This is a genomic window from Microcoleus sp. AT9b-C3 (genome assembly GCF_036705485.1).
Classification (GTDB): Bacteria; Cyanobacteriota; Cyanobacteriia; order Cyanobacteriales; family Microcoleaceae; genus Microcoleus.
In genome coordinates, this window is sequence record NZ_JAUBUR010000002.1 from 1 (window position 1) to 14,300 (window position 14,300).

Below are 14,300 nucleotides of genomic sequence, written 5' to 3' on the forward strand. Positions count from 1 at the left end.
ACTGGTTCGCGGATGCCGTCGATGTCCACTGGGGGGGCAGCGATGAAGGCGATGATGTAGCAGATGGTGGCGCTGAGGAGGGTAGGAATCATCAAGACGCCGAACCAACCTACATAAATGCGGTTGTCGGTGGATGTGACCCACTCGCAGAAGCGTTCCCAGACGTTGGCGCTTTCGCGCTGCTGTAAGGTTGTTGTCATGGTTTTATGATTGCTGTATTTGGTTGTCAATGTTCGGATGATGTTTATATTATTAACTGTGTTGTTAAGGTTTGTAAAGGGGTTGAGCGACAGTTAAACTGATGACTGTGATTAGGAAAGCTGATGAAAGGAGAGAGAGGGGCGATCGCCCCCGCGCGAAAAGATATGCCAGGGTGTTCTTCGGCGCACCTCAACCCTAACGAACGGGATCTATGGGAGGTGGAGAAGGTAGAGGAACAGGAGCGAGGACAGGTGGAGAGACTGGCCTGCCAGCAGGTCGAGAAATCCTGAACTGCTGGAGTTGCTGCGGGGTGAGCGATCGCAAAATTCTCAGTCCGAGAGTGTCTCGGGAGATGCTTAAAGCGTAGTTCGGCTCTAAATACGGGCGGAAATTGGATTTGTTGTTCAAATAGCTTTCCATGAAAGCTAGGCTGAGTCCGTTGAGGTAGCGGCGGGCTAAAGCTGGTTCGGGTCCGATCGCCTCTGCGGGTGGCAGAAATACGCTTTGAGGGGAATCCTCGATCGTTGAGAAGTGAGTCCCGTTAATCATCAATACGAGATATTTGTTGAGCGATGTCAGCCATGTGAACGGTTGAATTTGTTCCAGGAAAGCGGGGGCGACGGTATCGGCGCTGCCTGCGATTAGCATGACTGGGATTTGGATTTTGCTGAGGTTTGTTTCTCCCAGAATGCTGCTGACGATCGGGTTGATGGCGATCGCAGCTTTGACGCGCGGGTCCGCGAAATTGTACTGGTTGCGCTCTAGGCCGCGGGCGCGGCACTGCAACAGTAGGGAGAGGTTCCAAGTATCGTTTTCGAGTCCGCAATCTTTGTCTAGCTGTGCAAAATTAATCCCTGCCCCGGCTAATGCTAAAGCCGTATAGCCACCGAAAGACTGGCCGATGACGCCGACTCGCTGCAAGTCGAGCTGCCCTTGGTAGGCCGGATCGGTTGTAGAAAGTTTGGTTAAATAATCGAGCAGGTCTTTGATGTCGAGGGGGCGGTTGACAAATTCTGCTGGTTCTGCTACTTCACTGGCTCTGCCTGTTACTAAGTTTTGGATTTGTTGGGCGTTGCTGCCGGGGTGTTCGGGGACGGCGACGGCAAAGCCGTAGGAGGCTAGGTGTTTGGCTAAATACTGGAAGGAAAGGCGATCGGAACCTAAACCGTGGGAAATTACTACTACTGGAGCCGGTTGCGGGCTCCCCTGTGGTAAGTAAATGTCCATATCAAACGTGCGATCGCGATTTGGACTCGTCAGAGTTACCGATGATTTTTTCCAAGTATAGGGGCCCGGTAGCTGGGGCTGCAGCATTTCGGCGGGCGGTATGGGGGGTTCTAAGGCTGCTTGCGCTTCGGACAACTGGGCGACTCCGGCGATCGTCTGATTGGAACGGTTGATCAGGGATGTCAGCTCGTTGGCGATACCCAAGGCGCGAGCGATGTCAATCCTGATGCCATAAGTGGGGAATTTCCGCAGCACGTTGAGTATTGTCAGGCCTTCTGGATCTGAGGCTGCTAAAATCAGGGCGGCTCGGATGGCATAAAATCCGGGCTGCCGAGCTTTGGTTTGAATTACTCGGCCCAAGCGTTTCAGCAGCACTTCTCCTTGAGGCGTGTAGAGAAATTGGGCGATCGTTACGTGGCTGATTTCAGCTTTTGCTTGCAGGGCGCTGCGAATCTCGGCTAGCTGAGAGTCTTTGACGTACTGAGCGAAGCCGTCCAAGTTTGAGTCTATTTTGCCTTCTTTGGCGAAAAGTGCCAGGGATTCGATGGGAACTGATTCTTCTAGCGGCCCGTAAGTTACGTAAATTCGCTCGGCACCCATTGCCGGTGCTGCAGTGCAAACAGCAGTGAATGCAAACAATCCTAGGTATTTTGGGGCGATCGACCGCCGAGTGCGAAGGGCAGCAGTGGAGAGGCTCGAAAACAGACAGTTCATAACTTTCACACCTAGGACTTCTAATAATTAGTCGGTGAAATGATGTAAATTGTTTCACTAACATTTAATACCAAAAAATCGTTCTGTTGCTTCGGATGCTTCCGAAATTAGGTTATCTTGGGAAGCATAGCCAAAAAAGCAATTTTCTGACCTGACAAGACTAGCTGAAATTTAAAATTCAACGCCGAGGGGTCAAACCTACTGGAATGCCCATTGATTATTTTTTCAGCTATGCAAGATATTTTCGATCGAGTTTGTAACTACAGCCTGAGTGAGAGAATTTATGATGTTCAATGCAACTGCTATCCTGATTGACGCTTTTGTGCAAGAGCTGCAGGCCGGCTACCGTCGCACCTACGGCAAGTACAAGCCTGACTACCCTGAAATTATCGCCTGGGCAGGGACTATGGCTCTGGAAAATATCGCTAACTGCGATGCTCTGTACCACAATGTGGAACACACAATGCTCGTGGCTTTGGTGGGACAAGAGATTCTCCGGGGCAAGCATATTCGCGAAGGAGGAGTGTCGCCGGAAGATTGGCTGCACTACCTGATTTCGCTGCTGTGCCACGATATCGGCTACGTCAAAGGTGTTTGCCGCCAAGACCAAGAAGCTGTGGGACTCTACGCTACGGGTATTGACGGGGGCATGGTTTCTGTGCCGATCGGCGCAACTTCTGCCAGTTTAACTCCTTATCATGTCGATCGAGGAAAACTCGTAATTGACGAACGCTTCGGCGGCCACACATTAATTGATGCCGAACAAATCAAGCGCAATATTGAATTGACCCGCTTTCCCGTTCCTGCTAGCGAAACTCATCAAGACCGAAACAATTATTCGGGACTCGCTAGGGCCGCCGATTTGATCGGTCAGTTGAGCGATCCAAATTACCTGCGAAAAATAAGTGCCCTGTTCTACGAATTTGAGGAAGTCGGCACTAATAAAATCTTGGGCTACAAGTCTCCGGGAGATTTGCGGCAAAATTACGCCAAGTTTTATTGGAACGGAGTTTTTCCCTATATTCCAGCAGCTTTGAACTATTTGGAATTGACCCAGGGAGGCAAACAAATTATTGCCAACCTCTACGCCAATGTATTTCAGGTAGAACACGCTGAACCGCTCGCTTTCACAAAGCCCAACGCTCAAGAATTCACCAAAGCCTGCGCCAATAGTAACTTGAATGGCGAAAAAGATGGTGATAATCTTCAACCTTCCATGTCTGGGGAAAACAAGAAATTTACAGAATTTCCCGACTTAAATTTGTGATTATTTACGCCCAGAATGGGGCATCTATAAAGGCGTGTCAGTGGATTTTAAAATTGATAATTCAGTGTGATATGCTTGGCGCAACGTTCTGCTTTCAATCAGTCGAAGGATTTGAAATTTAATCCATAGATGAATCGGGGATGTTGAACAAGAGTCGAAAAAATTGGCCGACTGGCAACTCCTGTCGGAAATTAAGTATCCGTTTTTTGGCAGCGTGAGAATTAGGATAAGTTTTGATTTTTTAATTGCTGCAGATTGGTTTTTAGCTCAAATTTAGATTAATTATCTCAAATCTAAAATTGCTGTGGCAGCAGATAGGTTGCTTGCTCGTTTTTTTTGAGCTAAAATGAAAAGTTATCATCAAAAATTTAACATCGAAAATCGAAAACCTTAAATTGATATGGCAGCAGAAATTCAGCAGCAAATTCAACAGTTGAGGCAGCAGCTACAGGAAGCTAGCTATGCTTATTATGTTCTCGATGCGCCGCTCATGCCAGATGAAGTGTACGATCGACTTTATCGACAGTTACAAGAATTAGAATCAGAGTACCCAGAATTAATTACTGCGGAAAGTCCGACTCAGCGGGTGGGAGAACAGCCTGCTACTCAATTTTTTAGCGTCAAACACAATATTCCTCTCTACAGTTTGGAAAATGCTTTTAATTTTGAAGAATTTGCTAAATGGCAGGAACGCTGGCAAAGGGTAGCAGGGGAGAATCAGCCATTAACTGCTGAATATGTTTGCGAGTTAAAAATTGACGGTTCTGCTTTAGCATTAACCTATGAAAATGGGGTTTTAGTTCGCGGTGCGACGCGCGGAGACGGCATTGCGGGAGAGGAAATTACTCAAAATGTCAAGACTATTCGATCGATTCCTTTAAAGTTAAATTTAGATAATCCGCCGCCTGTTGTGGAAGTGCGGGGAGAAGCTTTTTTGTCTTTAGCTGTGTTTGAGGAAATTAATCGGGAACGGGAAAAAGCGGGGGAACAATTGTTTGCTAATCCTCGCAATGCTGCGGCGGGTACGCTGCGGCAGTTGGATTCTAAAATTGTGGATAAACGCAGGTTGGATTTCTTTGCTTATACTCTACATTTAGATCGGGATAACGAGGGTAACACGCAGTGGGATTCGTTGGAATTGTTGCGACGAATGGGGTTTAAGGTGAATCCCAATCGCAAAATTTGCTATTCTTTGGATGAGGTTCGGGAGTATTACGAATATTGGGATACTGAACGGCGAAATTTGCCTTACATGACGGATGGGGTTGTTGTCAAGATTAATTCGGTTTTGCTGCAAAAACAATTGGGTTTTACTCAGAGGTTTCCGCGTTGGGCGATCGCCCTGAAGTATCCTGCGGCCGAAGTGCCTACAATAGTAGAAGCTGTCACCGTGCAAGTAGGGAGAACCGGGGCTCTGACTCCTGTAGCGGAACTCAAACCGGTGCAGTTGGCTGGGACGACGGTTTCGCGGGCTTCTCTCCACAACAGCGATCGACTTTCCGACCTAAATCTCCATATTGGCGATACTGTAATTGTTAGAAAAGCTGGGGAAATTATACCAGAAGTTGTGCGAGTTTTGCCGGAACTCCGCCCCCCCAATGCTCAACTTTTCCAAATTCCTAGTTGCTGTCCCGAATGCGAACAGCCTGTAGTTCGGGAAAAGGGGGAGGCCGTTACTCGCTGCATTAATACATCTTGTCCAGCAATTTTGAGGGGTTCGCTGATTCATTTTTGCAGCCGGGATGCTCTGGATATTAACGGTGTTGGGGAAAAGTTGGTGCAGCAGATGGTTGATAGCAATCTGCTCAATTCTGCGGCGGATTTGTACGATTTGACTGCGGAAAGATTGATGAGTTTGGAACGCATGGGTAAGAAGTTAGCAGAAAAGTTGGTAAGTGCGATCGCCCAATCGAAAAATCAACCTTATTCGCGCGTACTTTACGGCTTGGGCATCCGCCACGTCGGCAGCGTGAATGCTCAATTGCTGACAGAAAGATTTACCAATGTGACAGATTTGGCTTCTGCATCAGCCGCAGCTATTGAAGGCGTTTACGGTATTGGGCCAGAAATTGCTCAAGCTGTTTATCAGTGGTTTCGAGTGCCGGCAAATCAAAGTTTAATTGCACGGTTGAAAACTGCGGGATTGCAATTGCAGTCAGAAGTTAAAAATTCCAATTTAGCCAGCACAAATTTACAACTTGCAGGCAAAACTTTTGTGCTGACGGGAACTTTGCCAACTTTGAAACGAGATGAAGCTAAAGATTTGATTCAAAAAGCAGGCGGTAAAGTCACAAGTTCTGTGAGTGCTAAAACAGATTATGTGGTTGTGGGAGAAGATGCTGGTTCTAAGTTGGAAAAGGCTCAATCTTTGGGAATCGAACTACTTTCAGAATCTGAGTTATTAGAACTGCTATCGCAACCATAAATGATTGGTGAAAGTCAATATATCTCTCTTTTTTCTTCCTCTGCGCCCTCTGCGCTCTCTGCGGTTCCCAAAAAAAGCTGATTCACTTGAGCAGTTTTCCATGAACATCGCCAACAATTCTATTGCCCTAGGTGCAAAATAGGCGATTGCGAATTGGGCAATACCTCAAAAGGCATAGAAATCGCCCTCGCCCTTGCTGAATATACATACTTCCCCGGCGGTGCGGCCCGAATCTGTTGTCGGTACAGGCTAGTTTTGCTAAAATTTGATAAAGTTTGCAATAGCGATGGCAACTGCCAGCTTAGCCAAATCCCAGCAATCATAGGAGATACATTATGTCTGAAATTCCAGCAGAACAAACACAAACAAACTTGACAACTCCAGAAATAACTACCGAAAGCTCAATTTCTGGCGTAGAAAATGTGAAAAATAATTTGGGAAACTTCCTAAATAGTTGGAAGTTGAAAGCAGGATTAGCAGTTGCTGTACTGTTTGCAGTGTCGCTATTTGCTTTCTACTGGCAGCATATGATTGCAGTCGTAGGTATGAAGAGTTGGTCGGCGCGATCGGGAGCTAACCCGATCGAATGTATGGTAAGAGATACTAATAACGACGAGTATGTCAGTTGCAGCGCCCTCCTCGATCAGCAGATTGTTCCTCTGGAGTGCAGTTCGAGTTTGTTCAATATCGGCTGTCGAGTCAATTACGGAACTGCAGCACCAAACCCGAGACAAATCAACCCTAGATAGAGCATCTGCAGGTTAGAGAGGATTGTTGAAGGAACAGGTTTGCTACTTAAAATATGGGACTTACAAAAAAAATCTCACCGTGAAAAGAGTTCACCAATAAAGAGCGGAAAACTCTTGTTTTTCTTGTTGTAAATAAGCAGGTAATGAAAGTTACCTGCTATTGCCATGAGGTAATCTGTGATAGAGGATGTGCGGTAGTATATTAATGTGAAGATTTCACCTTTAGCATGGGTATCAAAGCATCCTCAGCTACTATAATAGATCGGTGCGATCGCCCATAATGATTGCTGACTATCTTTAATAACATTTTCTTCTATCATTGAATCCTGAAAATGATCGAGATTAGCGGCTACGAGATTCTCACTCAAATCTACGAAAGTATCAACTCCACCGTTTATCGAGGCATCCGCCAACAGGACAACCAAGCCGTCATCCTTAAATTTCTCAAAGAAGACTATCCTACCCCCTCCGAACTGGTTCGCTTTAAGCAGGAATATGAAATTACCCGAAATCTGAATCTAGAAGGAGTAATTAAAGCTTATGAATTAAAACCCTATCAGAGGACGCTGTGTATCATCCTTGAGGATTTTGGCGCGGTATCTTTAAAACAGTTAATGAATGAGCGTAGGGACTCAGGCAGGGGATTATTGCCCCTACAGGAATTTCTGAGCATTGCTATTACAACGGCGGAAATTCTAAGCAGTATTCACGCGGCGAATATTATTCACAAAGATATTAACCCTAGCAATATTATTTTTAACCCAGAAATCGGGCAACTCAAAATTATAGATTTTGGTATTTCTACTCAATTCACCCGCGAAAATCCAACCCTAAAAAATCCTAACGTCTTAGAAGGTACTTTAGCTTATATTTCACCTGAACAAACAGGAAGAATGAATCGTTCTCTTGATTACCGCACCGACTTTTACTCTCTCGGTGCCACTTTTTATGAGTTGCTGACAGGACAACTTCCTTTTGAAACAAATGATGCCCTAGAGTTAGTACATTGTCATATTGCTAAAGTGCCAATTTCTCCTCATCAAATTAATCCAGAAATTCCCCAGGCCCTGTCAGATATTGTAATGAAACTGATGGCAAAAACCGCGGAGGAGCGATACCAAATTGGTTTCGGAATCAAAAATGATTTAGCAGAATGTTTGCATCAGTTACAAACCACAGGAAATATATCTGATTTCTGTTTAGGGGATCAAGACATTTCCGCCCTGTTTCAAATTCCCCAAAAACTCTACGGACGCGAAGCCGAAGTAGAAGCACTACTCAAAGCATTTGAGCGAGTAGCGGACAATCCCCATTCCCAAATAGAAATGATGTTGGTGGCGGGTTATTCTGGTATTGGCAAATCATCTCTAATAGCCGAAATTCACAAACCCAATACCCGACGGCGCGGCTATTTCACCGCAGGTAAATTTGACCAATTTCAAAAGAGTATTCCTTACTCCGCTGTAGTTAGCGCCTTTAAGGGATTAGTGCGGCAACTATTAACTGAAAATGAAATACAGCTTGAACAATGGCGAGAAAAACTTAGAGGTGCTTTTGGTGTCAATGGTCAGGTGATTATTGATGTAATTCCCGAAGTAGAACTGATTGTCGGCGAACAGCCACCAGTGCCAGAATTAGGGGCAAGCGAGTCGCAAAATCGGTTTAATATTGTCTTCAGTAACTTCATCCGAGCCTTTTGCACAAATGAGCATCCCTTAGTGATATTTCTGGATGATTTACAGTGGGCCGACTCCGCGACACTCAAGTTAATTGAACTGATGGTGACAGATCCAGATATGCAATATCTGTTTTTAATTGGAGCTTATCGGGATAATGAAGTTAGCCCAACGCACCCCTTGATGATGACGCTGGATGGATTGCTCAAAGATGGAGCCACTATCAATTATATTACCTTAGCACCTTTAGAACTAGAAAATATTAGCCAACTGATTGCCGATACATTATATAGCGACCCGGATTCGGTAAAACCCTTGGCAGAATTGGTGATGAGGAAAACAGGTGGTAATCCATTCTTTGTCAATCAGTTTCTCAAAACCCTGTACGCGGAAAACCTGATAATTTTTGATTTCCAGGAGCATAGTTGGCAGTGGAATATTGACCAAATTGAGGCACAAAATATTACCGATAATGTTGTAGAATTGATGATAGGTAAGTTAAAGAAACTGCCGGAACTCACGCAGCAGGTTTTACGTTTAGCATCTTGTATAGGTGCTTCTTTTTACTTAAACACTCTTGCGATCGTTAGTGAAAAACCGAAAGAGGTAATTTTTTCTGACTTAGTTGTGGCAGTTCAGACCGGATTCATCTTGCCCACATCAGAGTTAGATGAAAACCTATTAATTCAAGATTATAAATTTCTGCATGACCGGGTACAACAAGCGGCTTATGCTCTGATTGATGACAATCAGAAAAAAGCGTTTCATCTTCAAATTGGGCGGCTGTTGCTAGCGAATGTATCTGCTGAGCAACTACCGGAAAAAACATTTGAAATAGTCGATCATTTAAACTTAGCGTGGGAATTGATAACTGATGAATCGGAACGGGTGGAATTAGCACGATTGAACTTGGAAGCGGGGAGAAAAGCCAAAGCTTCAACGGCTTATGCCGCTGCTTTAGAGCAATATTTTACTACGGGAATAGAGATGTTGCCGGGAGATGCTTGGCAAGAGCATTATGATTTGACCTTTAGTTTATATCGACAACGGTCTGAATGTGAATATTTATGCGGTAACTTTGAAAAGGCAGAAGAGTTATTTGATTTGATATTAACTCAGGCTCACTCTAATTTAGAACGAGCAGAAATTCAGAATATGCGCGTAATTTTTTATGATAATAAAGGCAAATATTCAGAAGCTATACAAATAGCTTCTGACACCTTAAAAACTTTGGGAGTCAGTTTGCCGATCGCTAATAAAGCAGAAATTTGGTCAGAATTGGAATTCGAGTTACAGTTATACAGAGTTAGTCTCCAAAGAATCAAGATAGCCGAGCTAATTGATGCACCCAAGATGATTAACTCAGAAATAATAGCCTGTATGAAGCTTTTAGAAAATCTTACTGGACCTACTTATTTTACTAACCAAGACTTGTGTGCTTTGGGCTCGCTGAAAATGGTCAATCTTTCTATTGCACACGGCAACTCCGAGCACTCGGCTCATGGATATACTTACTGGGGAGCTATGGGAGCTCCAAGATTAGTTGATTATAAGATTGGTTATGAATGGGGTCAATTAGGCATGAAGCTGGCCGAGCAGTTTAATAATGCTAGTTTATATTGCAAAGTTCTCGATATCTTTGGTGGTCATATTAATCCCTGGCGAAGCCATCTTAAAAAAGGTATTTCTATTCTTAGAAAGGGGTACCAAATAGGTGTAGAATTTAGAGATATTTGGGCGGCTTATACTTCTTACCATTTGGTGATCCAAAGAATTATAGCTGGGGAAAACTTTGACAGTATTCTTGATGAGTCTAACAAATATCTTGAGTTTAACAAGCAAATCAAAAATTCTGCTTTGGTTGGGAGTCAGCAATTATATCAGTATTTTATCTTAAATTTACAGGGATCAACCAGGGAAATTTTTTCTTTTAGCGATGAGAATTTTGATGAATATCAGTGCCTCCAAATGTGGGAGAAAAAAAATTTTATGACGGGGATAGTGCCGTATAACCTATTTAAAACACAAATTTTCTTCCTATATGGAGATTATAAAAATGCTCTGACAACCGCCAAAAAAAGCGATGAAATTCTCGTTTTTATTACAGGTATACCCAGTCAAGCCGAGCATTATATGTACTATTCTTTAATTTTAACTGCTCTTTACCCAACTGCTACCAACTCGCAACAGCAGGAATATGAGGAAATTTTAAAAGTCAATCAACAGAAGATGAAAATTTGGGCAGATAACTGTCCTGAAAACTTCCTGCACAAATATCTACTGGTAGAAGCGGAAATTGCTCGCATTACTGATAAAGAAATAGAATTAATATGGGACTTGTACGATCGCGCCATTGCTTCAGCCCATGAAAATCAGTATATTCAGAATGAAGCTTTAGGCAATGAACTAGCAGCTAAGTTCTGGCTAGGTAAAGCCAAACAGGAAATTGCCAAACTTTATATGAGAAAAGCGCATTATGGCTACCAACTTTGGGGGGCTAAGCGTAAAGTAGAGGATTTGGAGCAGAAATATCCGCAGTTGCTACCCAAGGTATCTGCCCAGAAACAAACTGATTTGCCGACTACTACTATTTGCACAGCTTCTTCAACAACTGGAGCAAGTTCAAATATAGACTTGTCCACAGTTATCAAAGTTTCCCAAGTTCTTGCTGGTGCAATTGTCCTTGACCAATTATTAGCCAAATTAATGAATATTTTGCTGGAGAATGGAGGCGCCCAAACAGGTTTACTGATTTTCTCAAATAATGGCAAGTTAACTATTGAAGCGACTGGTCAATTCGACCCACCCAAGGTGGAAGTTTTGCAATCTATTGCTGTTGAAGCCGGGGACGATATGCCGGTGGGGATGTTTAAATATGTCGAAAGAACTCTGGAAGATATAGTGCTATCAGAGGCTACGAAAGAAGGTGTATTTATTAGCGAACCTTATGTTGTGAAAAATCAGCCTAAGTCGGTTTTATGTACTCCTATTATCAATCAAGGCAAATTGCTCGCCCTTCTGTATCTAGAAAATAATTTGACTACTGGGGCATTTACGCTCGAACGTTTAGAAGTCCTTAAAGTTCTATCTTCCCAAGCCGCTATTTCCATTGAAAATGCCTTGCTGTATCGCACCTTAGAAGATAAAGTCCAAGAACGCACAGCTCAACTAGGTCAAGCTAATCAAGAAATTAGCACTCTCAATGAACTCCTCAAAAAAGACAATCTGCGAATGAGTGCGGAACTCGATATTGTCAAACAACTGCAACAAATGGTGTTGCCAAAACAGTCAGAATTAGAGGCAATTGAAGGCTTAGAAATAGCTGGATTTATGGAACCAGCCGATGAAGTTGGCGGCGATTACTACGACGTATTGCAACAGGATGGTCAAGTCAAGATTAGCATTGGCGATGTCACGGGACACGGTTTAGAAAGCGGCGTGTTGATGATTATGGCACAAACGGCTGTCAGGACGCTTCAGAAAATGAAAGAAACAGATCCAGTGAAGTTTTTGGATGTCCTCAACCAGACTCTTTATGACAATCTCCAGCGCATGGACTCTTCTAGAAATATGTCTCTAGCTATATTAGACTATGCCGGAGGTGTCCTGAAATTAAGCGGACAACATGAGGAAATGATTGTGGTGCGCGCTGATGGAAAATTGGAGTGCATAGACACGGTGGATTTAGGCTTTCCCATTGGCTTAGTAGAAGAGATTGGCGACTTTATTGCTCAAGAAGAAGTGCAGTTAAATCCTGGGGATGTGGTGGTGCTTTATACTGATGGAATTCCTGAAGCTTTCGATATTAATAAAGAGGAGTACGGATTAAAGAGGTTGTGGCAAGTGGTGGTTGAAAATCGTCAGCGCCCTGCCCAAGAAATTAGGAAAGCTGTGATTGATGATGTGCGGCAGTATATTGGCACTCAGAAGGTTTTTGATGATATTACTTTGGTGGTGATGAAGCAGAAATAGAGTTCCAAACCCCCTGGATCGATCGCCGGTTGAAACCGATCCTTGTCAAAGAAAGTCAGTCGGCGGTTGAAACCGCTACTACACAACAAAAGTCCGCCTTCGCGGACTGAAGAAATCGAGATGGCAGCTTACCAAGGGCTTCCGATCATGGTGAAACTACTCCAGTAGTAAGGATGAGAAAAATTGTGGTTTGCTTGTTGTAAATTAGTAGGTAAATTTAACTGGCCGCCTGTTGTTACTAGCTGTCCGTTTTCCAGCCGCACTTTACCGGACATTATTGCTTGTTGAGCGCGTTGCAAAGCTTCTGCCTTAGTTGTGGTTCCTCGCAACTGGTGGTAAAATTCGCTCATCAGCCCCAAAGTGCCTCCATCGTCAACATACCACAAACTCCCTAAAGCAGATTTCGTGCCGGATTTTACTGCTAAACCTCCAAAACCTAACTCTGCTTCCCGATCGCCCACAGCAGTTCTACAAGCACTCAATACTAACAAGTCTACCTGCGGATTGCGCCAATTTAAACTCTCCATGCGATCGAGCTGCAATTTGGAATTCCACAGTTGAATGTAGGAATTGCTCGCTTTTCCCGGTTTGAATTCAGCGTGAGTTGCTAGGTGAACGATCCGAAATCCTCCCTTGGCGTGTTCCGAGTTGAGATTATCTAAAGTGAAAGTGGAATTGAGGAAAGATGGGCTCTGCCACTGAGCAGAAATTGTTTGTAATTCGATCGGCACACTGGGCAAGGGCTGTTGGTCAACAAATTCTGACCTTCCCATTGCTAGCACGGTGGCGTCTCTAACAGCTTTATAATCGGTATTAGTCGAACTAAAACTTGGAATTAGGCTGAAACTGTATTTTTCAATCAAGAAGCCTTTACCGTCGTGTAAAGCGGCAAACGGCAGGCTTCGCAATCCCGCATCGACTGACAGTAACAAAGTCTGAATTCCTAAGTTTTCTAAGTCTTTTTCTAGGGGTGCGATCGCCCACTTATATAGTTGCTGGGCTGCCCTTAGATAGCTGGTACTAGCGCGTTTTGCGGGATTGGTGATTTCAGCGCGCAACTCCTGGACGGTGGGGAAAAGAGCTGCTCTGTTGGCTTCGGGGACGCTGTAGTGAATCGGTCGCCCCACGGGAGGAACTAAAATTAGTTCTAATTGTTCGTCTCGCGAGACTATGTAGATAATACCAGACCGCTTGCCGGTTTGCTGTTCGATATTTTTTAAAGTTTCTTGGAATGTCGAAATCAAGACATTTTCCTCTGGGATGTTGGCTTTTACCCCCAAGTATGCTCCAAATTCTTGATTCCTCATTTCTTCAATTTTCCAGACTATATTCTGTATGTCGTTGACTTCAAAAAGTCGATTGGGAGACGGAACATATCCCAGAACTAAATTAGAAGTAGGGTTGACTGTTGGTGGTTGTTTTGATTCAGGTGGGGATGGTACGATGTCGGGTGGTAATTGACTGGTGATACTTTGATCGATGGTTAAAATTCGATCGGCTGCTACACCGGGATCGTCTAGCGGTGGAATTTTGCGGCGTTGAAAGTCTTCTGAATCAGGGGGTGAAGATTCTCCTTGCGGTGTGGGTGTATCGGCGGCTGTGGGCGATTTTGGTGCAGTCACAGGTGCGGGCACTTGTATTTCCCTAGGATCGATTGGAGTGGGAGTGACACTCGGAGTGGGAGTGACACTCGGAGTAGGAGTGGGAGTGACACTCGGAGTAGGAGTGGGAGTGACACTCGGAGTAGGAGTGGGAGTGACACTTGGAGTGGGAGTTGGGGTTACTAGCGGAGTGGGAGTTTCACTCGGAGTCGGAGTTGGGGTTACTAGCGGAGTGGGAGTTTCACTCGGAGTCGGAGTTGGGGTTACTAGCGGAGTGGGAGTGACAACTGGAGTCGGAGTGGGAGTGACAACTGGAGTCGGAGTGACAACTGCAGTGGGAGTTGGAGTTACTACCGGAGTGGGAGTGACAACTGGAGTCGGAGTTGGAGTAACAACTGGAGTCGGAGTTGGAGTTACTACCGGAGTTGGAGTGACAACTGGAGTCGGAGTTGGAGTTACTACCGGAGT

General features: G+C 44.5%; 6 protein-coding genes and 1 pseudogene. 4 read left to right on the plus strand and 3 right to left on the minus strand.

What is annotated here, in order from left to right:
* Nucleotides 1-200 (minus strand): annotated as a pseudogene (locus QUB77_RS01845) (photosystem II q(b) protein); the annotation flags it as partial.
* Nucleotides 201-396: 196 nt separating this feature from the next.
* Nucleotides 397-2,142 carry an alpha/beta hydrolase gene (locus QUB77_RS01850; protein ID WP_333173134.1) on the minus strand — a complete coding sequence of 582 codons (1,746 nt, stop codon included), beginning with the start codon at nt 2,140-2,142 and terminating at the stop codon, nt 397-399.
* A 286-nt stretch (nt 2,143-2,428) separates the two neighbouring features.
* Here QUB77_RS01850 and QUB77_RS01855 point away from each other — a divergent pair, with 286 nt between their 5' ends.
* The 4 genes from QUB77_RS01855 to QUB77_RS01870 all read left to right on the plus strand — a co-directional run bounded on the left by QUB77_RS01855 (nt 2,429) and on the right by QUB77_RS01870 (nt 12,231).
* Nucleotides 2,429-3,409, plus strand: a complete 981-nt coding sequence (locus tag QUB77_RS01855; RefSeq protein ID WP_333173415.1) for an Npun_R2479 family HD domain-containing metalloprotein — start codon at nt 2,429-2,431, stop codon at nt 3,407-3,409.
* A gap of 400 nt (nt 3,410-3,809) precedes the next feature.
* The gene (gene ligA / locus QUB77_RS01860) at nt 3,810-5,834 is read left to right on the plus strand and encodes an NAD-dependent DNA ligase LigA (RefSeq protein ID WP_333173136.1); all 2,025 of its coding nucleotides are present in this window, start codon (nt 3,810-3,812) and stop codon (nt 5,832-5,834) included.
* A gap of 335 nt (nt 5,835-6,169) precedes the next feature.
* Nucleotides 6,170-6,583: a hypothetical protein gene (locus QUB77_RS01865; RefSeq protein WP_333173138.1), complete on the plus strand. Its 414-nt coding sequence runs from the start codon at nt 6,170-6,172 to the stop codon at nt 6,581-6,583.
* Between the two features lie 332 nt (nt 6,584-6,915).
* The gene (locus QUB77_RS01870; protein ID WP_333173141.1) at nt 6,916-12,231 is read left to right on the plus strand and encodes an AAA family ATPase; all 5,316 of its coding nucleotides are present in this window, start codon (nt 6,916-6,918) and stop codon (nt 12,229-12,231) included.
* Nucleotides 12,232-12,359: 128 nt separating this feature from the next.
* Here QUB77_RS01870 and QUB77_RS01875 read toward each other — a convergent pair.
* The coding region (locus QUB77_RS01875) for a CHAT domain-containing protein (protein WP_333322807.1) at nt 12,360-14,300 on the minus strand (1,941 nt) is incomplete at its 5' end.